Annotated in this window: 25 protein-coding genes and 2 pseudogenes; 14 read left to right on the top strand and 13 right to left on the bottom strand. The window is 64.0% G+C overall.

Annotation, left to right across the window (positions count from 1 at the left end):
• Nucleotides 1–46: 46 nt before the first annotated feature.
• Nucleotides 47–1,039 carry a type I glyceraldehyde-3-phosphate dehydrogenase gene (locus OU426_RS07025; protein ID WP_267633218.1) on the top strand — a complete coding sequence of 331 codons (993 nt, stop codon included), beginning with the start codon at nt 47–49 and terminating at the stop codon, nt 1,037–1,039.
• Nucleotides 1,040–1,041: 2 nt separating this feature from the next.
• Here the strand turns inward: OU426_RS07025 and OU426_RS07020 are convergent, their stop codons facing one another.
• On the bottom strand, nt 1,042–1,689 hold the full coding sequence (locus tag OU426_RS07020) for a ribonuclease T2 family protein (protein WP_267633217.1): 648 nt from the start codon (nt 1,687–1,689) through the stop codon (nt 1,042–1,044).
• A gap of 151 nt (nt 1,690–1,840) precedes the next feature.
• Here OU426_RS07020 and OU426_RS07015 point away from each other — a divergent pair, with 151 nt between their 5' ends.
• The 4 genes from OU426_RS07015 to OU426_RS07000 all read left to right on the top strand — a co-directional run bounded on the left by OU426_RS07015 (nt 1,841) and on the right by OU426_RS07000 (nt 4,497).
• Complete coding sequence (locus OU426_RS07015) at nt 1,841–2,593, top strand: DUF1013 domain-containing protein (protein WP_267633216.1); 753 nt, start codon at nt 1,841–1,843, stop codon at nt 2,591–2,593.
• A gap of 49 nt (nt 2,594–2,642) precedes the next feature.
• Nucleotides 2,643–3,422, top strand: a complete 780-nt coding sequence (locus OU426_RS07010; RefSeq protein ID WP_267633215.1) for a helix-turn-helix transcriptional regulator — start codon at nt 2,643–2,645, stop codon at nt 3,420–3,422.
• Between the two features lie 98 nt (nt 3,423–3,520).
• Nucleotides 3,521–4,066: a YbhB/YbcL family Raf kinase inhibitor-like protein gene (locus OU426_RS07005; protein WP_324289802.1), complete on the top strand. Its 546-nt coding sequence runs from the start codon at nt 3,521–3,523 to the stop codon at nt 4,064–4,066.
• A gap of 59 nt (nt 4,067–4,125) precedes the next feature.
• Nucleotides 4,126–4,497: a methylglyoxal synthase gene (locus OU426_RS07000; protein WP_267633214.1), complete on the top strand. Its 372-nt coding sequence runs from the start codon at nt 4,126–4,128 to the stop codon at nt 4,495–4,497.
• A gap of 3 nt (nt 4,498–4,500) precedes the next feature.
• Here OU426_RS07000 and OU426_RS06995 read toward each other — a convergent pair whose 3' ends face one another.
• The 8 genes from OU426_RS06995 to OU426_RS06960 form a co-directional block, all read right to left on the bottom strand.
• Entirely contained in the window at nt 4,501–4,875 is a 375-nt protein-coding gene (locus OU426_RS06995) for a nuclear transport factor 2 family protein (protein ID WP_267633213.1), read from the bottom strand.
• Entirely contained in the window at nt 4,875–5,474 is a 600-nt protein-coding gene (recR, locus tag OU426_RS06990) for a recombination mediator RecR (protein WP_267633212.1), read from the bottom strand. The genes OU426_RS06995 and recR overlap by 1 nt, the downstream gene beginning before the upstream one ends.
• Before the next feature lie 94 nt (nt 5,475–5,568).
• Nucleotides 5,569–5,838 (bottom strand): hypothetical protein, encoded by a 270-nt coding sequence (locus OU426_RS06985; protein WP_267633211.1) that lies wholly within the window; start codon nt 5,836–5,838, stop codon nt 5,569–5,571.
• Nucleotides 5,835–6,518, bottom strand: coding sequence for a hypothetical protein (locus tag OU426_RS06980; RefSeq protein WP_267633210.1), 684 nt, complete (start codon nt 6,516–6,518; stop codon nt 5,835–5,837). Before OU426_RS06980 ends, OU426_RS06985 begins: the two co-directional genes overlap by 4 nt.
• A gap of 70 nt (nt 6,519–6,588) precedes the next feature.
• The gene (locus tag OU426_RS06975) at nt 6,589–8,025 is read right to left on the bottom strand and encodes an APC family permease (RefSeq protein ID WP_267633209.1); all 1,437 of its coding nucleotides are present in this window, start codon (nt 8,023–8,025) and stop codon (nt 6,589–6,591) included.
• A gap of 9 nt (nt 8,026–8,034) precedes the next feature.
• Nucleotides 8,035–8,202, bottom strand: a complete 168-nt coding sequence (locus OU426_RS06970; protein WP_267633208.1) for a hypothetical protein — start codon at nt 8,200–8,202, stop codon at nt 8,035–8,037.
• A 6-nt stretch (nt 8,203–8,208) separates the two neighbouring features.
• Nucleotides 8,209–8,592 (bottom strand): hypothetical protein, encoded by a 384-nt coding sequence (locus OU426_RS06965; protein ID WP_267633207.1) that lies wholly within the window; start codon nt 8,590–8,592, stop codon nt 8,209–8,211.
• 2 nt (nt 8,593–8,594) lie between these two features.
• Nucleotides 8,595–8,852: a hypothetical protein gene (locus OU426_RS06960; protein WP_267633206.1), complete on the bottom strand. Its 258-nt coding sequence runs from the start codon at nt 8,850–8,852 to the stop codon at nt 8,595–8,597.
• A gap of 278 nt (nt 8,853–9,130) precedes the next feature.
• Here OU426_RS06960 and OU426_RS06955 point away from each other — a divergent pair, with 278 nt between their 5' ends.
• The 5 genes from OU426_RS06955 to OU426_RS06935 are packed head-to-tail and all read left to right on the top strand — an operon-like array spanning nt 9,131 to nt 14,401.
• A complete protein-coding gene (locus tag OU426_RS06955; RefSeq protein ID WP_267633205.1) occupies nt 9,131–10,027 on the top strand; it encodes a class II glutamine amidotransferase in 897 nt (298 codons plus the stop codon).
• 4 nt (nt 10,028–10,031) lie between these two features.
• Nucleotides 10,032–10,721, top strand: a complete 690-nt coding sequence (locus OU426_RS06950) for a GXGXG domain-containing protein (protein WP_267633204.1) — start codon at nt 10,032–10,034, stop codon at nt 10,719–10,721.
• A 9-nt stretch (nt 10,722–10,730) separates the two neighbouring features.
• Nucleotides 10,731–12,056: an FMN-binding glutamate synthase family protein gene (locus OU426_RS06945; protein WP_267633203.1), complete on the top strand. Its 1,326-nt coding sequence runs from the start codon at nt 10,731–10,733 to the stop codon at nt 12,054–12,056.
• 32 nt (nt 12,057–12,088) lie between these two features.
• Nucleotides 12,089–13,396 carry a type III glutamate--ammonia ligase gene (gene glnT, locus OU426_RS06940; protein WP_267633202.1) on the top strand — a complete coding sequence of 436 codons (1,308 nt, stop codon included), beginning with the start codon at nt 12,089–12,091 and terminating at the stop codon, nt 13,394–13,396.
• 33 nt (nt 13,397–13,429) lie between these two features.
• On the top strand, nt 13,430–14,401 hold the full coding sequence (locus tag OU426_RS06935) for a GlxA family transcriptional regulator (protein ID WP_267633201.1): 972 nt from the start codon (nt 13,430–13,432) through the stop codon (nt 14,399–14,401).
• A gap of 57 nt (nt 14,402–14,458) precedes the next feature.
• On the opposite strand, the pseudogene OU426_RS06930 reads toward OU426_RS06935, so the two are convergent.
• Both OU426_RS06930 and OU426_RS06925 read right to left on the bottom strand, forming a co-directional pair.
• Nucleotides 14,459–15,168: pseudogene (locus OU426_RS06930) on the bottom strand (IS6 family transposase).
• A 71-nt stretch (nt 15,169–15,239) separates the two neighbouring features.
• The gene (locus OU426_RS06925) at nt 15,240–16,901 is read right to left on the bottom strand and encodes a winged helix-turn-helix domain-containing protein (protein ID WP_267633200.1); all 1,662 of its coding nucleotides are present in this window, start codon (nt 16,899–16,901) and stop codon (nt 15,240–15,242) included.
• A 152-nt stretch (nt 16,902–17,053) separates the two neighbouring features.
• On the opposite strand from OU426_RS06925, the gene OU426_RS06920 reads away from it, so the two are divergent.
• The 3 genes and pseudogenes from OU426_RS06920 to OU426_RS18180 all read left to right on the top strand — a co-directional run bounded on the left by OU426_RS06920 (nt 17,054) and on the right by OU426_RS18180 (nt 18,515).
• Nucleotides 17,054–17,518, top strand: a complete 465-nt coding sequence (locus OU426_RS06920) for a YybH family protein (RefSeq protein ID WP_267633199.1) — start codon at nt 17,054–17,056, stop codon at nt 17,516–17,518.
• A 106-nt stretch (nt 17,519–17,624) separates the two neighbouring features.
• A pseudogene (locus OU426_RS06915) lies at nt 17,625–18,334 on the top strand (IS6 family transposase).
• A 61-nt stretch (nt 18,335–18,395) separates the two neighbouring features.
• Nucleotides 18,396–18,515: an FNR domain-containing protein gene (locus OU426_RS18180; RefSeq protein WP_506737133.1), complete on the top strand. Its 120-nt coding sequence runs from the start codon at nt 18,396–18,398 to the stop codon at nt 18,513–18,515.
• A gap of 315 nt (nt 18,516–18,830) precedes the next feature.
• On the opposite strand, the gene nadE is transcribed toward OU426_RS18180, so the two are convergent.
• The gene (gene nadE, locus OU426_RS06910; RefSeq protein ID WP_267633198.1) at nt 18,831–19,619 is read right to left on the bottom strand and encodes an NAD(+) synthase; all 789 of its coding nucleotides are present in this window, start codon (nt 19,617–19,619) and stop codon (nt 18,831–18,833) included.
• Between the two features lie 179 nt (nt 19,620–19,798).
• On the opposite strand from nadE, the gene OU426_RS06905 reads away from it, so the two are divergent.
• Nucleotides 19,799–20,290 carry a BrnA antitoxin family protein gene (locus OU426_RS06905; protein ID WP_267633197.1) on the top strand — a complete coding sequence of 164 codons (492 nt, stop codon included), beginning with the start codon at nt 19,799–19,801 and terminating at the stop codon, nt 20,288–20,290.
• Between the two features lie 26 nt (nt 20,291–20,316).
• On the opposite strand, the gene OU426_RS06900 is transcribed toward OU426_RS06905, so the two are convergent.
• The gene (locus tag OU426_RS06900) at nt 20,317–20,526 is read right to left on the bottom strand and encodes a hypothetical protein (protein ID WP_267633196.1); all 210 of its coding nucleotides are present in this window, start codon (nt 20,524–20,526) and stop codon (nt 20,317–20,319) included.
• Nucleotides 20,527–20,941 lie beyond the last annotated feature (415 nt).

The raw sequence follows: 20,941 nt of genomic DNA, 5'->3' as shown, positions 1-20,941 counted from the left end.
GGATATGCTTCATGATCTGTGAAGGCGGATCAGGGCGGAGGACATCATGCCGGTTCGGGTAGCGATCAACGGGTTCGGCCGCATCGGCCGTTCCGTCCTGCGTGTCTGGGCCGAGAACCCCGCGCGAGCCGGAATCGAGGTTGTCGCGATCAACGATATCGCCCGGCCGGACATGGCGGCCTATCTTTTCGAATATGATTCCACCTTCGGCCCGTTCCGGGGCGAGGTGCGGCTGGACCCCGGCGCGCTTGTCGTCAATGGCCATCCGATCCGCCTGACGGGCGAACGCGACCTCTCCGCGCTCGATCTTTCCGATATCGATCTGGTGATGGAATGCACCGGCCGGGCGGGGGCAAGGGCGGTGGCGGACGCCGGGCTGAAGGCCGGGGCGGGGCGGGTTCTGGTGTCGGGCCCGGCGCTGACGGCGGACTATACCGTGGTGCTTGGCGCGAACGAAGGCGGGCTGACGGCGGCGCACCGCGTGGTCTCGAATGCCTCCTGCACCACCAATGCGCTTGCGCCGCTCGCACGTCTTCTGGATCAGGCGTTCGGGGTCGAAACCGGCTGGATGACCACCATCCATTGCTACACCGGCAGCCAGCCCACGGTCGACGCGCCCGCCGCCGATTTCGCCCGCTCGCGTGCGGCGGCGCTGTCGATGGTGCCGACCACGACCTCGGCGCAGAAGCTGCTGGATGTGGTGCTGCCCGGGCTTGCCGGGCGGATCGAGGGCGCGGCGGTCCGGGTGCCCGTCGCCTCGGTCTCTGCTGTCGATCTGACGGTGACGCTGGCTGCGAGGCCCGGTGTGGCGTCGGTGAATGCCGCGCTGAAGGCCGCAGGCGGGGTGATCGGCGTCACCGACCGGCCGCTCGTCTCTTCCGATCTCCGGGCGCGGCCGGAAAGCATCGTGATGGCGCTGCCCGAGACACGGGTGACGGCGGGCGGCCTTGTCCGGGTCTTCGGCTGGTACGACAATGAATGGGGCTTTTCCAACCGCATGATCGATATCGCGCGGATGATGGGCGGCTTCGGGCGCTGACCTCAGCGGACACTGTCCATCAGCGCATCCTTCAGCCGACAGTCACGCGCCGCATTCGGAGCGCAGGCACGGAAGCCAAGGTCGGGGTCCAGGCAGAGGCGCACCTCGTCGATCCGGTCGTCTTCGCAAGTGACGGTGATCATCCCCGGCGCCAACCCCGGGTTCGCCTCGATGAACGCCTCTTCCACCACGCTTGCGGGCAGGCGGATATCGCGCGCCAGATCGCGCAACGCGGCGGGTATCGTCACCGCCCGATAGGCCTCGCGGGACAGCGCGAAATAATCCCCGGCCGACAGGCCCGAACAGCGGCCGTGCTTCTTCCATTCATGCCAGGCAAGTCCTGCCGACCCCATAATGTCCACCATCGCCGCCGTCTCTGCCCGCGTCGCCTCGCGCACGACACTCCGGCAATAGCTCGGCCAGCCCTCCTCATACTGCGGCCAGAGACCGTGGAGCGTGAAGCCGAACCCCCGGCCCGCGTCGCACTGGCGGTCGCCGCGCGCGTCGCCTTCCAGTGCGCACCAGCTCGGCGACCAGCCGAGCGACAGGATGTAATAGTCGAAATCGCCCGCCCGTTCCCCCTCGGCCCGCGCGGGGCCAGCGGCCGAAAGGCCAAGCGACAGACAGAAGGCAATGAGGCTTACGCGCATTTTCTCTTTCCATGGCAGTCGTCCGCGACTATATAGCGCCCAACCTTTCCCTGAAAACGTGGAATGGCGGCGCCCAAGGGCCCGCAGCCGTTTTCCCGGCACAGGAAAGATTTGTCCGGCCCCCCGGGGCATGAAGCGAAGGAGAGATCCGATGACGAAACCCCTGATGGCCAAGGCGACTGCCGTCTGGCTGGTGGACAATACGACGCTGAGCTTCAAGCAGATCGCGGATTTCTGCGGGCTGCACGAGCTGGAAGTGCAGGGCATCGCCGACGGCGATGTGGCGGTGGGCGTGAAGGGTTTCGACCCGATCGCGAACAGCCAGCTTGAAGCGTCCGAGATCGAGAAGGGCGAAAAGAACCCGCTTCACAAGCTGAAGCTGAAGTTCAACGCGGCCGCGCTCGGCGAGGAAAAGCGCCGCGGCCCGCGCTACACGCCCTTGTCGAAGCGTCAGGACCGCCCTGCCGCCATCCTGTGGCTGGTGAAGTTCCACCCCGAACTGGCGGATGCCCAGATCGGCAAGCTCGTTGGCACCACCAAGCCCACGATCGCCGCGATCCGCGAGCGGACCCACTGGAACATCGGCAATATCCAACCGATCGACCCGGTCGCGCTTGGCCTCTGCCGCCAGTCGGAACTTGATGCCGCCGTGCAGAAGGCCGCGAAGAAAAAGGCCGCCGAAGGCGCGATCATGTCGGACGACGAGCGCCGCAAGCTCGTCTCGACCGAACAGTCGCTCGGCATGGCGCCCGATGCGCGCCATGATCCGGCAATGGCCGCGATCGAAAGCTTCATGGCCGAGAGCCGCGAGGCCGAAGAGGCCGCGCCGCAGGATTTCTCGAACGCCGACGCCTTCTTCAACCTGCCCGACGAGGGCGAGGATGACGACGAGGACGACAACTGATCTTCAAAGACCCCGGCCCAGCGCCGGGGTTTTGCTTTCTGGGGCGCACATGGACGGCAACCGGGCGACAGGCCCTTTCGGCCAGACCATCCGGCAGGTGCGTGAAGCGACCTTCCGCCAGCTCTGCCTGCCCGCGCCTGCCCTGATCCTCGTCGATGCCGGGGAAAAGCGAATCGGCCGGGCGGGTCGGATCACGGCGGCGTTGCCTGGTCAGATCCTGCTACTGCCCGAGGACGAGCCGCTTGCTGTCACGAACCTGCCGCCGGAAGGCGGCCACTATCGGGCGCGCGTGATCCCGATCGAGCGCGAGAGGGTAGAAACCGCCTATGAACGGCTTCAAATCGCGCGCCGACCGTCTGCGGGTGCCGTTCAGGCGGTGGCGCCCGGCGCAAGAAGCCGGGAAACCTTCGAGACGCTCTTTGCGATGGGTGACGCACTGCCGTCCGCCATTCGGGCACTTCGCGTCGAAGAGCTGCTTCTTTGGCTGGCAGAGGATGGCGCGCTTCTGCCGCTTGCGCCGCCGCCGTCGATCACCCAGCGCCTGCGGAACCTGATGGCGCCGGATCCCGGTTCCGAATGGACGGCGGGCCGCGCCGCCAAAGCCTTAGCCATGAGCGAGGCGACCTTGCGTCGGCGGTTGAGGGCGGAGAGCGCCAGCTTTGCCGCGCTTCTCGTCGATCTGCGCATGGCCCAGGCGCTGAGCCTTCTGCAAGGCACCGACCTGCCGGTCGGTGCGGTGGCGGCGGCGGTAGGATATGACTCGCCCTCGCGGTTCGCGGTGCGCTTCCGGGCGCGGTTCGGGCTCTCTCCGCGCGAGATAAGGGCATAGGCCGGGCGGATTGATCGGATCGGCACAGTGGGTGATCGGTGCGGGCGCGCATCTAGAGGTGCCGCAGGTTAGGAAGGCTCCGGCTAACGGAGGTTTCCATGAAACGAATGACGACTGCTGTCCTGGCACTGCTGGCTGCATCGGTAACGACGGCGCGGGCAGAGATGCAGCTGACCTCGCCCGACATGGCGGAAGGTGGCAGCCTTTCGCTCGCGCAGGTTTTCAACGGTTTCGGCTGCGAGGGCGGCAATCTTTCGCCCGCGTTTGACTGGACCGGCGCGCCGGAGGGCACGAAGAGCTTTGTCCTCACCGCCTATGACCCGGACGCGCCGACCGGGTCGGGCTGGTGGCACTGGACGGTCTTCAACATTCCCGCCGACACAACAGACCTGCCGGGAGGCGCGTCTGTCGGCGCGGGTCTGCCCGAGGGCGCGGTCGAGGGCCGCACCGATTTCGGCGCGCCTGGCTTCGGCGGGGCCTGCCCGCCGCCGGGCGATGCGCCGCACCATTACGTCTTCACCCTTTTCGCGCTGAAGGAGGCAAGCCTGCCGCTTGATGAAGGCGCGTCGGGCGCGATGGTCGGTTTCATGGCACGCGCCAATGCCATCGAAAGCGCGACGCTTACCGCCACCTACGGGCGCTGAGGGCTGGATTTCGATGCGGGCCGGGGGCAGAACGGGCAGAGATGACCCGGGAGGTTCCGATGGCACTCAGGCTCGCACTCGTCGCGCATGACGCGAAGAAGGAAGAGATGATCCTGTGGGCCGGGCGGCATCTCGCCCGGCTTCAGGCCTGTGACCTCTACGGCACCGGTACCACGGGCGCGCGTGTTGAGGAGGCGACCGGCCTTCCGGTCACGCGGATGAAGAGCGGCCCTCTTGGCGGTGACGCCCAGCTTGGCGCGTTGATCGCCGAAGGGCGGCTTGATGCGCTGATCTTCTTCACCGACCCCTTGTCGGCGCTGCCACACGACGTCGATGTAAAGTCCCTGATCCGGCTTGCGGTCCTGTACGATATCCCGCTGGCCATGAGCCCGGTCACCGCCGATCTGCTGCTGGCGGGGCTGCTGCCCTAGACCTCAGTACCTTTCGACCCACTGCCGACGCCAGGCAGGCGCGGGATAATCGTCGGGCCAATATTCGGTCTGCTGTCGGATCAGACCGTCGGCTACTTCATGAAAGGTCACCGCGCGGGCAATGACCGTGCCATCGCTGACAGTGACATCCGTCACGACCTCCGCCCCCTCGGCGACGATCCGGTTCAGCGTGAACGTCCATCGCCCGCTGGTCGGATAGGCATGGTTCAGCGCCGCAAAGTTGGCCCGGCCATTGACCCTTTCGCGGCTTTGCGGCCAGTCGATCACCACATCTTCGGCCAGCCAGCGGGCGGCAGCGGCGAAATCGTTCGTACGCATCGCATCCCAGTAGGCCAGTACAGTCGCGCGCGCCTCCATCAGAAGCGTTTCCGCGCGCGGAGCGCTGCACTGATCGTGCCGTCGTCGAGATAGTCGAGTTCGCCACCGATCGGCACGCCCTGCGCGAGCGAGGTCACGGCGACGCCGGTCCCCTCCAGCGCCTCGGCAATGTAGTGGGCGGTGGTCTGGCCGTCGACCGTGGCGTTCAGCGCGAGGATCACTTCGCGCGTGCCCTCCTGTGCCACGCGGGCTGCAAGCCGCGGAATGCCAAGCTCGTCCGGGCCGACGGCATCTAGCGCCGACAAGGTGCCGCCCAGAACGTGATAGCGGCCGCGGAAGGACTGGCCGCGCTCCATCGCCCAGAGGTCGGCGACATCCTCGACGACGCAGATCTCGCCGGTCGCGCGGCGCTCGTCGGAGCAGATGTCACAAATGTCAGAGGTGGCGATATTGCCGCAGACCGCGCATTCGCGGGCATTGCGGGCGACGCCTGCCATCGCCTCGGCCAGGGGCGCCATCACCTGACCACGCCTCTTGATCAGATGCAGGACCGCGCGCCGGGCCGAGCGCGGCCCGAGGCCCGGCAGGCGGGCCATCAGCTCGATCAGAGCCTCGATTTCGCGGGTGGCGTCGGACATGGGCGGGCCTTCGCGGGGCAGGTTGCGGTTTCGGGCGACGATGAATCTCTCCGGCGCCGAAGTCCAGCCCCCCAGGCTACGCTCGCGGGAGGGCTTAGCCGCGACTGTGCGCCCAGACGGCGGCGCGGATGCGGGCGGTCTTGTAGGCATCAAGCGCCGCCATCGCCCAGACGAAGAGGCCGCCCGCCATCTTGCCCACGAAGGACACGTCGGGGGAAGCGGTCTTCAGCGTGAAGGCGCCAAGCAGGATGATGAAGAACAGGAAGATCAGACCGCGCATCGGCTGGCGGTTCATGACCTGGCCGACGCCGGGCAGAAGAAGAGCGACGGCGAGGACGAGATGGGGATTGGGCGGCGGCTTCATGCGGCTTCCTTCAGTTGGTCGAGAAGGTCGGCGCGCAGCGCTTCCAGCCGGTCGAGGTAGGGTGCGATGCGTGCCGCAGCGAGCGGCTCCTGCCCCATTTCGGCGTCGCGGAAGATCAGATAGCGCGAGCGATCAGCCTCTTCGGCGAGGAAGACGATGCGCAGACCCTTGGGGGAGATGAGCAGTTCCTTCACGCGGGGATCAGCGAAGAGCGAAGCCGCATGGCGCGCGATGAGCGCCTCGTCCGGCACGGCGGCAGCATTGTCAGATCGGACGGCGATCCCGTCCGGCAGCGAGACAGGGCGCGGCAGGATCTGGGGCAGGCGGGTGAAATGCGTGAAGGGCTCCTGCCCCGATGGCCGTGCCATCAGGTCGAGCGTCGCGGCCAGCGGCAAGGGCTCGGGCAGGCTGACCATCACCCAGAGCGCTGGCAGTTTGCGGAAGGTCAGGCTGTCGGGCACGACCTGCAGGTCGAACGACCGTTCGCCACGCCGCCCGGTCATCCGAGGAAACCCACCGGGCTGCAGGCGGCTCTCGCCGCCGTCGAACAGCTGCCGCACCTCGTCGAAATAGCCCGCCCGCGCCCGTGCCCGCACGCCTGTCGCGCAGAACAACCGCCAGGCTAGAAATATCGCCAAAAGGGCGGCCAAGGCGGCGAGCGTCGGGGTGAGCGCAGGCAAGAACGTCCTTTCTCATGGCTCGACCCGCCCTTGCGGGCGGGCCTTTAAGTCGTGGGCCGGCAAGGGCCGATCAGTACCCCTGCGGTTTCGGCCAGGGCATGGTGAACTGCGCCCCGCGGTTCACGAAACGGTAGCGCCAGAAGTGGAACCAGAGCGAGACGACGATGTAGAAACCGATCATCGCCACGAGCTGGGTCCCGTAGCCCAGGAACACCGCGAAGAAGGTCAGCGCGCAGAGGGCGAGCAGGGTCACCGCAGGCAGCGGGTGGAACGGATGTTCATAGCCGCGCTTGATCGAGTTCAGCGGCCATTTGCGGCGGAACATGATGATGTTCAGCGGCATGAACGTGTATTCCAGAAGCCCCGACAGGATCGAGAAGGTGATCACCTGATCGAGCGGCGCCCCGAGCGCGAATATGAGCGCGATCGGCACGAGGAAGATGATCGACCGGTAGGGCGTGCGGTAGCGCGGATGGACCGCGCCGAACCAGCCCGGCAGATACTTGTCACGGCCCATCGCGAACCAGGCGCGGCTGGCGTCGTTGATGCAGCCGTTGGCGCTGGCGAGCGTCGCAAAGAGCGTGCCGAAGCCCAGAAGCCAGATCAGCCCGTTCGACCCCGAGAGGCGTGCCGTATCGAACAAAGGCGCGACCGAGCCGTTCACACCATCGCCGAGGAATTCCCACGGCAGCACGCCCGAACAGACATACCAGGTGAGCGTCGCTGCGATCAGCAGCGTCATGATCCCGGCCAGCGTACCGAAGGGCAACGCGCGGGCGGGCGAGCGCACTTCTTCGGCCGCCTGCGTCGTGCCTTCGATCCCGAGGTAGTACCACAGGCCGAAATGCATGGCCGCCAGCACGCCGATCCAGCCATAGGGCATCTCGTGCCCTTCAAATAGCGCCGTGTGCTGCATAATGCCGCCGCCGAGGATGCCGGAGGTCGAAAGGAACAGCACGAGGATCGCAAGGAAGGCGATGGCGGTGATCACCAGGTTGAACGTCAGCGTCGCAAGCACGCCGCGATAGTTCAGCCAGGCCAGGAACATGATGACGAGAATGATGAACGGCCGCTGGTCCAGCTCTCCGGCATAGCCCGTCATCCCTGCCACGACCGAGATCAGGTAGCCAGCGGTGATCGCGTTCGCCGCTTCCAGCATCGTGTAGGCGAAGACGAGATAAAGTCCGACGTTGAAGGCCATCAGCGGCCCGACGATATGCTTGGCCTGAGTATATTGCCCGCCCGCCGCAGCCACGGTCGAGGTGACCTCGCTGTCGATCATGGCGACGCAGGTGTAGAGGATGCCCGCGAACCAGCAGGCAATGAGCGCCGCATAGGCGCCACCTTTGCCGACCGCGAAGTTCCAGCCCATATACTCGCCGACCAGAACGATGCCCACGCCCAGCGCCCAGACATGTGCCGGGCCGAGAACCCGCAGTAGCCCGACCTTGGTGCCGTGCGGACCCATCCCGTCCATGGTCTGAGAGGTAATGTCGATATCAGCCATGATCCGCCCTCACCTGTGCTGTTCTTCGGTCATGGCCTCGAGCTCGCCTTCGCGCGAGGAGGTCAGGACATCTTCGGAATAGCTTGAATCGACCTTCATCCAGTCGATCACCATATAGAGGCCAAGAAGCGCCGAGACGCCCCAGGCCACATATTCGAGGATTTGCCAGGTTTCCATTTTCCCCTACCTCCTGTCGCCGAACTTTTCCGCGATCACTTCGCGGTATTCGACTTCCGAGAATTTCAGCATCAGCACATAGTAGAGGACGATCACGACGATCATCGCGATCAGCGCCCCAGCCGAGAAGCTGTAGTCGAACCGCGCGAGGATCAGATCGTGAGCGGAGGCCGGGTCATAGCCCAGCGCCTCGTACTGGGCGGCCTGCGCAGCCGTCTGACCGAGCGATTCCCAGGTCGGGCTGTCGACCGGCTCAGCGACGATCTTCGCCGCGCCGGCCATGCCAAGCCAGAGCGGCACGAACAGCGCGCCAACCGTGAGAATGACCAGCACGATCACATCGAAAAGCTGGCTCGCCTTGCCTTGTTTCGGAGGTTCGTAATGCGCCATCTCTACCCCCTGCCTTTGCGGGCTTCATCAAGGAACTTGATGTCGAGCCCGTACATGAAGTCCCGGTCCTCGCGGTAATGCCTGAGCATCGCTAGGATCGCGCCGGTGTTGAACAAAAGCACGATCGCGCCGCCGATCAGCAGGATCGTGCGCGCCGCGCCGCTGGGCGCGAGGTTCCAGGTGGCGAGTGCCACGAAGATGATCGCGAACCACAAACCGATCACGAAGGCCCAGGCAACGCGCACGTCGCGTCGGTGCATGGACTGAATTCTATCATTCAGCTGACTCACCTTTTCCTCCCCTGGGCCGGATCGTTACCGAAGGTGGCGAGGCCCGTCGCCTTTTTCTCTTCGGCAAAATTGTTTGCCCGAAAGGAAACATGGGGTGCGACAATCTGTCAAGGAAAACCCGACTGGGCCGCGGAATGCTGACAATCGCCCCGCGTTTTTCCCGTAAGGTGAAAATTGTTTCTTGCCAGTTGAACGTCGCAAATCTCGGTGCTAGCGTTCGGACAAGCGGAGAAAAGGAGACGAATCCGATGTGCGGCATCGTTGGGCTGTTTCTGAAGGACCCAAAGCTGGAACCGAAGCTGGGCGCCATGCTGACGGATATGCTGATCACGATGACCGACCGGGGGCCGGATTCGGCCGGGATCGCCATCTATTCCGGCGCCAAGGACGGGCTGGGCAAGATCACGATCCAGTCGGCAGCCCCCGATGAGGACTTCGAAACGCTCGACGCCGATCTGCGCAACGCGATCGGTCAGCCGGTAGCCCTCCTCGTCAAGAACACGCATGCGGTTCTGGAAGTGCCGCTCGATCAGCTGGACGCGGCGCGCTCGGCGCTCCTGCATTTGCGCCCGAACGTGAAAGTCATGAGCGTCGGCGACAGTATTGAGATTTTCAAGGAGGTCGGCCTGCCGAAGGACGTGGCCGCGCGCTTCGATATCGCGAAGATGAAGGGCTCGCATGGCATCGGCCATACCCGCATGGCGACCGAATCGGCCGTTACCACCATGGGCGCGCATCCTTTCTCGACCGGATCGGACCAGTGCCTTGTCCACAACGGCTCGCTTTCGAACCACAATTCGGTCCGTCGCGAACTTCGCCGCCATGGCATGACCTTCGAGACCGAGAATGACACCGAAGTTGCCGCTGCCTTCCTCAGCCACAAGCTGCAGGATGGTGAAAGCCTCGGAAATGCGATGGAAGCGACGCTGACCGACCTTGACGGGTTCTTCACCTTCGTTGTCGGCACCAAGAATGGCTTTGGCGTGGTGCGCGACCCGATCGCCTGCAAGCCTGCCGTCATGGCCGAGACAGACGAATATGTCGCCTTCGGCTCGGAATATCGCGCGCTCGTCAACCTGCCCGGCATCGAGGACGCCCGCGTCTGGGAACCGGAACCGGCCACCGTCTATTTCTGGGAGCGTTGAGCGAATGCAGAGCTTCGATCTGGGCAAGGACGGCCTGAGGGCGCTGAACAGCGCCCTTCACGCGCTGAAAGGCCAGACCAACATGACCGCCTGGGAGGTCATCAATCCCAAGGGCGCCCACGCGATCGCCGCCGGGGTCGATGCGCCGGTGGACATCACAGTGCGCGGGTCGACCGGCTATTACTGCGCGGGCATGAACAAGCAGGCGACGATCCGCATCAAGGGATCGGCGGGGCCGGGCGTGGCCGAAAACATGATGTCGGGCGCCGTGATCGTCGATGGCGACGCCAGCCAATATGCGGGCGCGACAGGGCGCGGCGGCCTTCTGGTGATCAAGGGCAATGCCTCTTCGCGCTGCGGCATCTCGATGAAGGGGATCGACATCGTGGTGCATGGCAATATCGGCCACATGTCCTGCTTCATGGCGCAATCGGGCAATATCGTTGTCCTCGGCAACGCGGGCGAGGCGTTGGGGGATTCGCTCTATGAGGCGCGTATCTTCGTACGCGGCACGGTCAAGTCATTGGGCGCCGACTGCATCGAAAAGGAGATGCGCGACGAGCATCTTCTGATCCTCGAAGACCTGCTGCGCCGGGGCGAGGCCGACGCGAAGGCCAAACCCGAGGAGTTCCGTCGCTACGGTTCGGCGCGCAAGCTCTACAATTTCAACATCGACAATGCGTCGGCATATTGAGGCGCCCGGATGAGCGATTTTCCCCATACGCCCCCGAAATTTTCCTGGACCTTCTCGCCCGAGGCGAATGCCGAGATACGTCGCGCAGCGGCGTCCGGCATCTATGACATTCGTGGCGGCGGCTCGAAACGGCGCCTGCCACATTTCGACGACCTTCTCTTTCTCGGCGCGTCGATCAGCCGTTATCCGCTGGAAGGCTACCGCGAGAAATGCGGCACCGATGTCTGGCTCGGGACGCGCTTTGCCAAGAAACCGATCCATCTGGATATACCGATCACCATCGCGGGCATGAGCTTCGGCTCGCTTTCTGGACCGGCAAAAGAGGCATTGGGCCGGGGCGCGAGTGCCGCGGGCACCTCGACCACCACCGGCGACGGCGGCATGACCGAAGAGGAACGCGGCCATTCCAAGACCCTTGTCTACCAGTACCTGCCCTCGCGCTATGGCATGAACCCCGACGATCTGCGCCGCGCCGACGCGATCGAACTGGTGGTGGGCCAGGGCGCGAAACCTGGCGGCGGCGGCATGTTGCTTGGCCAGAAGATTTCCGACCGGGTCGCGATGATGCGCAACTTGCCAAAGGGCATCGACCAGCGGTCGGCTTGTCGCCACCCCGATTGGACCGGGCCGGACGACATGGAGATCAAGATCCACGAACTGCGCGAGATCACCGACTGGCAGATCCCGATCTATGTGAAGATCGGCGGCGCCCGGCCCTATTACGACACGGCGCTCAGCGTTAAGGCCGGGGCCGATGTCGTGGTTCTGGACGGGATGCAGGGCGGCACAGCGGCGACGCAGGACGTGTTCATCGAACATGTGGGCCAGCCTACGCTTGCCTGCATTCCTCAGGCAGTGAAGGCCCTGCAGGACCTCGGCATGCACCGAAAGGTGCAGCTGATCGTCTCGGGTGGTATCCGCAATGGCGCGGACGTGGCCAAAGCGCTAGCACTTGGTGCCGATGCCGTGTCGATCGGCACGGCGGCGCTGATCGCGCTTGGCGACAACGACCCGGCACTCGAGGCCGAATACCGGAAGCTCGGCACCACGGCCGGGGCCTACGATGACTGGCACGAGGGCCGAGACCCCGCCGGGATCACCACCCAGGACCCGGAGCTATTCAACCGCTTCGACCCGATCCTCGGCGGGCGGCGCCTGAAGAATTACCTCAAGGTCATGACGCTGGAGGCGCAGACCATCGCTCGGGCCTGCGGCAAGAACCATTTGCACAATCTGGAACCCGAGGACCTGTGCGCGCTGACGATCGAAGCCGCCGCAATGGCTGGGGTGCCAATCGCGGGAACGAACTGGATACCCGGACGCAACGGGTACTGACCAAGGAAAAAAGACAACAGGGAGCTACGAGAATGGCGAAAGACCTTGCCAAATGGGCCAAGGAACACGGCGTCAAATACTTCATGATCTCCTATACCGATCTCTTCGGGGGACAGCGCGCGAAACTTGTGCCCACCCAGGCGATCGGTGACATGTCGGTCGAGGGCGCGGGCTTCGCCGGGTTTGCGACCTGGCTCGACCTGACGCCTGCCCACCCCGACCTGATGGCGGTGCCCGACCCCGACAGCGCCATCCAGCTGCCCTGGAAGAAAGAAGTGGCCTGGGTCGCTGCCCGCGCCACGATGGAGGAAAAGCTCGTCGATCAGGCGCCGCGCAACGTGCTGGAGCGGCTGATCGCCGAGGCTGCGAAAGACGGTCTTCGGGTCCGCACCGGGGTCGAGCCCGAATTCTTCATCCTGAATGCCGAAGGCTCGGGCGTGTCCGATATCTACGACACGGCGGAAAAGCCCTGTTACGACCAGCAAGCGGTGATGCGCCGCTATGACGTGATCTCGGAAATCTGCGACTATATGCTGGAGATGGGCTGGGAGCCCTACCAGAACGACCATGAGGATGCGACCGGCCAGTTCGAGATGAACTGGAAATATGATGACGTGCTGCAGACCGCCGACAAACATTCCTTCTTCAAGTTCATGGTCAAGTCGGTGGCCGAAAAGCACGGCTTCCGTGCCACCTTCATGCCCAAACCGTTCAAAGGCCTGACCGGTTCGGGCTGCCACGCCCATATCTCGGTCTGGTCGCTCGACGGTAAGACCAATGCCTTTGCCGACAAGAAGGCGGAACTGGGCCTTTCCGATCGTGGCCGCCATTTCCTTGGCGGGATCATGAAGCACGCCTCCGCGCTTGCGGCGATCACCAACCCGACGGTGAACAGCTACAAACGCATCAATGCGCCCCGCACCACATCCGGCGCCACCTGGGCACCGAACACCGTCACCTGGACTGGCAACAACCGCACCCATATGGTGCGCGTCCCCGGCCCCGGCCGGTTCGAGCTGCGCCTGCCCGACGGCGCCGCCAACCCCTATCTCATGCAGGCGGTCATTCTTGCCGCCGGGCTCGACGGGGTGCGCACCAAGGCCGATCCGGGCAAGCGGCACGATATCGACATGTATCAGTTCGGCCATACGGTGAAGAACGCGCCAAAACTGCCGCTGAACCTTCTCGACGCTCTGCGCGAGTACGACAAGGACAAGCTGCTGAAGGCGATGATGGGCGAGGAGTTTTCTGCGGCCTATCTCAAGCTGAAGCACCAGGAATGGAACAGCTATTGCTCGCACTTCTCCCGCTGGGAAACCGAGAATACGCTGGATATCTGACCCCCAGCCGGAAGAAGCCGGGCCTTGAGACCTATGACCGACACCAGCCCCATCCAGTTCGGCTTTCTTCTCTTCCCCGGTTTTCCGATGGCCTGCATGACCTCGGCCATCGAACCCCTGCGTGCGGCTAACGAGATCACCGGTCGCCGTATCTTCGCCTGGCGGCTGATCGCAGAGACGCGCGCGACCGTCCGGTCCTCGGCCGAGATCGGCTTTGAGCCCGACGCGACGCTGCAGGAGGTGGTGGGGCTCGACCATCTCTACCTCCTCTCGCCCCCGACGGCGGACTATGGCGACCCCCGCCGCAGCCCGGCGCGGCTGCGCTGGCTCGACCGGACCGGCGTGACGCTTGGCGCCTTTTCGGGCGGTATCTTCCCCCTGGCGCGGGCTGGGTTGATGGAGGGGCGCACCTGCTCGGTTCACTGGTGCTATGAGGCTGCCTTCAAAGCCCGGTTCCCCGATGTGGACACCACCGAGACTGTCATCTGCCGCGACCGGCGCCGTGCCACCGTGTCCGGTTCTGGCGCGGTCTTCGGCCTGATGCTGCGCCTGATCGAGGAAAGGCTGGGCCGCGATTGCATGACCGAAGTCGCCTGCTGGTTCCAGCACCCGGTCCCGCATGAGGAAGACATGGCGCAAAAGACCCCTGTCGGCCGATCAGACAGCCTTTCTGAGCAGCTGGCAGCGCCCGTCCGCCGGGCGATCGACCTATTCTCGACCCATATCGAGGATCCGCTGCGCATTCCCGACGTGGCCGAGGCGGTCGGCCTGTCGAACCGCCATTTCGAGCGTCTCTTCAAGCAGGAAACCGGGCAAAGCCCGCTGAGATATTACCACCAGCTCAGGCTCAGAAAGGCTCGCCAGCGCGTCCTCTATTCAAAAGATGGCCTGCGCGATATCGCGGTGTCGGTCGGCTATCTCACGACTGCGACGCTCGCGCGCCATTATACCGAGATGTTCGGCCTGTGCCCGCGCGACGAGCGTCGCCTGGCCCAGGCCGGATAAGTTCGGGGGATTGCCAACTTATTTTCGCCTGGTTGAGAGGAGTGAGATCCTTGCCGGTCAAGCGGCCATTTCCGCAGCATAGTCTTCCCAGATGCCAAAAGCATCGGTCCTGGCGTGGCGGTATGAGATTGCGGAGAGTTGATAGCGGCGGGGTCGAAAGACGGTGTTGATCTGATCATGGGCAGCCAAAAATCTCTCTGCCTGCCGGGATGATTTGAACCGGCCCATGAGCTTCTCTTGCTTCCGGGTCGGTCGGTGCGAACCCTCGATCCGATTATTGATCCCCTTGTGGGCGCGGTGGTCGGCGTCCGGGGCCAACTGACGGATCGGTTTGATATAGCTGCGTAACTTGTCCGTGATGATACCGCGGGGCTGGCCAAAACGGGCGATCAGTTGCCGCAAGAAGCGTTTGGCCGCTTTGGCATTTCGCCTTGGCTGCACCAGAATGTCGAGCACATCCCCGCGCCCATCCACGGCCCGCCACAACCAAATCTTCACGCCGTTGATCGGCACGACGACTTCATCAAGGTGCCACCTATCCGCCGCAGCGGGCCGATCACGCTTGATGCAATGTGCGAGTGCCGGCCAAACCGGTTCACCCATTTGCGAATGGTCTCCCGACTGACCATGACGCCCCGTTCGGCGCGCAGATCCTCAACGTCCGCCGTGCTCAGCGCGAACCGGTGGTAGACCCACACGGCGTAAGCGACGACTTCGCGGGGGAACCTGTAACCTTTCAGGCGGGGCATCTCGGCTGGTATCCTCATGACGACCGCCTAAACTCCACCACAGGCGACGGCAAGTTGGCTATGCCGTTTGGCGTGATAGCGCAGCAGAATCAGGTTTCCGGAAACCCTGCCGCCAGCAAACCTCGTCGCAAGCGGTCGGCATAGGCTTCGTCCGAGATCCGGATGTAGGCCAACCATTTCTCAACAGTGAAGCCTGGGACGAGCGCGTTCACCTCCGCGACGAGGTCCTTCAACGAGTTCGTTTCGCCGATTTCCGCCAGAAGTGCCGCGAGCAGCACGTGGGACGGCTGGTGAGCCGGCATCTGGGCCGCCGCCTGACGGATCAGCGGTAAGCCTTCGTCATAGCGACCCTGGAAGTAGTAGGCTTTGCCCAAGAGATACCTGTATCGGGGAGGATGAAGCGGATCGGAGATCATGATCTGCTTCATGTAGGCTTCGGCTTCCTCTGCGCGGCCACCGTGAGACAATAGTAGGCCGTACCGCCAGTCGACGAGTCCTGGGTTCAGCTGAAGGGCCTGATCGTACAGAGTGAGGCCCGCGGACGGGCCACTCTGCCAGTTGAGGATCCAGCCGAGCGTCGCGCGGGCAGTTGCGCTGGTCTCGTCAAGTTCGACGGCCTTGCGGGCATAATCGCCGGCCCATTTCAGGGCATTAGGGGTCTGGAATTCGCCGGCAAGGGGAGAGGAGGAATGCGGCTCCAGCCAGGCCAGCAGATAGGTGTTGGCGATGCCCTCAACAGCTTCGGAATAGCGAGGGTCGATGGCCGCGGCCCGTTCGTAAAGGTCGCGCGCCGTTGCTATGTTTTCGCCCCGTTCCCTGCCTTCGGTGTTCCGTAGCAAGGCGTCGCCCTGCAGGACCAGATCGTAGGCGGTCATGTCCGGCGGCTGACTGCGCGCGATACGGTCAAGCTCTACCTTGGTGATCTGACGGTCTAGGATGCTGGCAATTGTCCCGACAAGAGCAGTCTTCGCGCCGAAGAATCCGTTGACCTCGCCGTCATATTGACCGGACCAGACTTGAACGCCGTCTGCAACATCTGTCAGCTGCAGATTGAGGATGATCCGGGCATCGTCACGCCGGGTGCTTCCCGTCAGGAGGAACCGGGCGTTAAGCTGGTCTCCGATGTCGCGTATCGACGCGGTACTGCCCTTGAAGCGAACCGTCGAAGACTGGGCAATCACAAGAATAGACCCGAACCGCGACAACGCAAGCGAGATGTCTTCGGTCAGTCCATCTGCGAAATAGTCGTCGTCGGCTTCTGTCGCCGCGCCCTCCAAGGGCAGCACCGCCAGGAGCGGCCTGCTGTGAATCTTCGGCTGGGCTGAAGAGAGCGCCCATGTGCCGAGCAGCGCGACAATCAGCGCCAGGATGCCGAACATTGCCGTCAAGGCCATGCTCTTGCGCCGGGCAGGCGTCGGGATCTTGCTTGGTCCGGTCTCAACCTCTGCCGCGAAGAGGTAGCCACGGCGAGAGACGGTCTTCAGCATGCGCCGCTCGCCGTCCGAAAGCGCAGAGCGGATGTCGCTGACGCAGCGCGTCAGGGATTCCTCTGACACCGTCACGTCGGGCCAGATCGCGTCCAGAAGTTCCTCCTTGGAAACAACTCGTCCGGCAGAGGAGACAAGGTAGATCAGGACGCTGAGGCTGGTCGGGCGCAGTTCGATGGGGCCTTCACGCCCTCTCAGCATCCGCTGCGAGGGTAGAAGCTCGAATTCCCCGAACACCAGCTTTTCGGACGCCGCGAATGTCACGCCACCCTCCACAGATGACCGAAGATACCATGAACTTTCAGAAGGTTTCACGGATTTTTCAGGACTTGATGCGCCGAAGCGCCACCCTTTTGGCAAGCCCCGGGGGCATTCCGCCCTGGGGCGCGCAACCTCGTGCTGAAAAGGACACTCCGATGAAAGCTCTTAAGACACCGATCGTCGCTGCGCTGCTATTCGTGGTGCAGGGCTCGATCGCCCATGCCGACGACGTCGCGGACGCGTCAGCGGCCAGCGATGCATTCTACGCGAACCTGTCGGTCCTGGACGACGGCTCGGCGATGTCCACGGTCTTCGCGCAGACGCCCTACATCACTTTTGTGGGGCCTATGTCGAAGGACATCGTCGTCGGCTGGCCCGCGCTCAAGAACTACTTCGCCAATGCGAACGAGCGGTTCAATCGGCGCGAGGCGCGGATCGAGAACCGGTCACTCCATGTCAGCGGGTCCGTCGCCTGGGAAGTCGGGCTGGAAGTCGGTGAATTCGAGCTGAAGAACGGCTCGGTCCTGCCGGTAAACTGGGTGGTTACGAACATCTATGAGAAGCAGGCGGACGGGACATGGCTCATCGTCTCTCATCACGTCCAGCCCGGAGCGAAATAGCGCCGCGCGATCACGTGACCTTGGCGGGCGCATGACGGGCGCACTCTAACTCCGGCGCGGGCATTGCCAACTTGCCGCCGCCTGTGGTGGAGTTTAGGCGGTCGTCATGAGGATACCAGCCGAGATGCCCCGCCTGAAAGGTTACAGGTTCCCCCGCGAAGTCGTCGCTTACGCCGTGTGGGTCTACCACCGGTTCGCGCTGAGCACGGCGGACGTTGAGGATCTGCGCGCCGAACGGGGCGTCATGGTCAGTCGGGAGACCATTCGCAAATGGGTGAACCGGTTTGGCCGGCACTCGCACATTGCATCAAGCGTGATCGGCCCGCTGCGGCGGATAGGTGGCACCTTGATGAAGTCGTCGTGCCGATCAACGGCGTGAAGATGTGGTTGTGGCGGGCCGTGGATGGGCGCGGGGATGTGCTCGACATTCTGGTGCAGCCAAGGCGAAATGCCAAAGCGGCCAAACGCTTCTTGCGGCAACTGATCGCCCGTTTTGGCCAGCCCCGCGGTATCATCACGGACAAGTTACGCAGCTATATCAAACCGATCCGTCAGTTGGCCCCGGACGCCGACCACCGCGCCCACAAGGGGATCAATAATCGGATCGAGGGTTCGCACCGACCGACCCGGAAGCAAGAGAAGCTCATGGGCCGGTTCAAATCATCCCGGCAGGCAGAGAGATTTTTGGCTGCCCATGATCAGATCAACACCGTCTTTCGACCCCGCCGCTATCAACTCTTCGCAATCTCATACCGCCACGCCAGGACCGATGCTTTTGGCATCTGGGAAGACTATGCTGCGGAAATGGCCGCTTGACCGGCAAGGATCTCACTCCTCTCAACCAGGCGAAAATAGGTTGGCAATCCCCCTTTAGGCGGTGCGCGACAGCGGCGCCGAGGCGGTGATCGTCATATCGAACCAGAAGCTCACTCGCAGGGTGGTTCATGACATGGAAACCCACGGCATTCCCGCCTTCGGCGCAATCTGGGACAGCTGATATGACGGCCCATGCTTTCGTGACTCCATGGCCGAATGGACCGTCCCGCTTTCGCGGCAGCGCGCATGGACGCCAGAAGCGGCTCAAATGCGCGAGCCAAACTCGCCGTCGCCATATTGCCGCCCTGACAGCGTGTCCGTTCGTGGCGCAACGAGCGGCATCTGTCCCATGATACGCCCATCTATCCGCGAGAGGATCACAGCATCGGATCGCGACAACAAGCACCCGTACATCCGGGACAGTAGCGGCAGACCGATGCTCAGGGGTTGGCCCGCCGCTCGCGGGCGGGCGCTCGCTTGTGGCCCTTCAGTCAGGCTAAGCCGGTCGGCGCAGCGTCTCGGGGATGAGGCAGACTGGGATCGGTTCCATCTTGTGGCGGTTGGCGGCGTTCAGGCGGCGGTAGATGGCTAGGACTTCGGTCTGACGTTTGGTCAGCGCCGCTTCGTCACCTGAGAAGGTCATCGCCCATTCGAGCTCGGGATAGGAGGCGCCGATCTGGTCTTCGTCGGTGCGCGCGTCGCCCCAGAGCCCGTCGGTCGGCGCGGCCTTGAGGATCGCCTCACCGACGCCGAGGACCCGGCCGAGAGCAAAGACATCGGTCTTCATCAGATCGGCGATCGGGCTGAGATCGACGCCGCCATCCCCATATTTGGTATAAAAGCCAATGCCGAAATCCTCGACCTTGTTGCCGGTACCGGCAACCAGAGAACCGTGAAGCCCCGCAAGATAATAGAGCGTCGTCATCCTCAGACGCGCCCTTGTATTGACCAAAGCCATGTCACGCGAGGGAGAATCAGGGGAGTTTGGGAGGGCGTTAACGAGGCGGTCGTAGGGCTCGGTCAGGTCTACCTCGGCGCCTTCGACATTGGGGTGGCGGGCGGTGAGATTTGCGATGTGGGCGCGGGCGCGGGTGACCTGGTCGGGGGACTGGTGGATCGGCATCTCGACCACGAGCGTTGGCAGGCCGGTTCGGGCGCAAAGGCTTGAAACGACTGCGGAATCTATGCCGCCGGACACGCCGACGACGAAGCCTTTCATGCCGGCTTTCCGGGTATACTCCCCCAGCCAGCCGGTGATGTGATCCGCTACTTTTTCTGCCTGCATCTGCCCTGCTCCGCTAACCCCGACCAGCATAGCAAGCCGCGCCCGGGGCCGCCAGCATCCGTCCCGCCCCCGTCTGGCATCCGTCCCGCATCCGTCCCGACAGGATCGCGCGCGCCCTTCACCGCTTCTTTCCCCCTGCCCCGCCATCCTGCCCGCCGCCAGAACAGCCGGAGAACCGGATGCCCGCCCTGACCAAAGCCGAACGCGACCGCGCCATCGCCTATCACGACCTCGCCTGCACGATGCGCGATCTGGAGGCCGACCTGCGCTGGGGGCTGAACGGCTCGCTCCGCATCCCGCGCGACTGGCAGGAGATGCTGCGCGAACCGGCGCTTCCCCGGAAGGTGAAGCTGACGCTGAGGCTCGACGAGGATGTGGTGGCCTTCTTCCGCGCCATGGGCGGCTTTCACCTGACCAGGATGAACCGGGTCCTGCGCAGCTTCATGCTGACGCGGCTCGCGGGCGTGGCGACGGGGCCGGAGATGGTGGGCTACCGCCCGACGGCGGAGGAGGAGGAACGGAGCCTGCGCCGCGAGGTGCTGGCGCTCGTGGAACGCGAGCACGAGGCACGGGCGGCGGCGGAGCACCAGGCCTCCGATGCCGAGAAACGGCGGGCAAGGATCGCCTATCTGAAAGGGGTGAAGGCGGCGAAGGAGGGTAAGCCGGGCTGAAGCCCGGCCTACGCTTGCTATGCCGACTATGTTTGCGGCGTCGCCCCGGCGCCGCGCAGCTTTTCCGCACCCTCGTGATTCGAGACAAAGACGTGGATATCCTCGCCGAACTCCGATTTGAGACGCGCGATTGCGTCATCGCCGTCATGGGCCATAACCTCCACATGACGCCCGACACTATCGGGTTCCTTGCGCCAGTAGATGGCGTAGTAGGTCCGCAGTCCTTGCTTTTGCATTGCCGCCCACAAACCTTCCGACCAGTGACCAAGTCACTGATCTCATTGTTAGCCGCATGCAGCCCGCGCCACCAGTGCGTTCACGTCATCGGCGCTGCGCCCCGCCCGATCAGGTGGCCTGCCAGTGGCAGGACACCCGGGCGGTTGGCTGGAGGCGCAAGCTGGAGGCCAAGGGGTTAACCACCCACTCCGGACGGTGCCAAATCGGGGCGCGTCTGCCTGGGCGGGCGCGGTTACGCGCCTGCCGGGGGCAGGCAGGCGCGGCCCGATTTCGTCATATCGCCGAAATCGGGCGAAGGCGTCGCGCAAGGAGAAGGTAGGGTGCGTGATTTCTCGCGCCTTGCACACCGGGATGGATGGGTGCGCGCTTGCACGCACCCATCCAGTTCCACTTACTTCGGCTTCTTGATTGTCT

The organism is Frigidibacter sp. RF13 (assembly GCF_026626305.1).
In the GTDB taxonomy this organism is placed as follows: Bacteria; Pseudomonadota; Alphaproteobacteria; order Rhodobacterales; family Rhodobacteraceae; genus TMP-24.
Note: the sequence above shows the minus strand (reverse complement) of the source record. Positions and strands in the feature narration are given on the sequence as shown.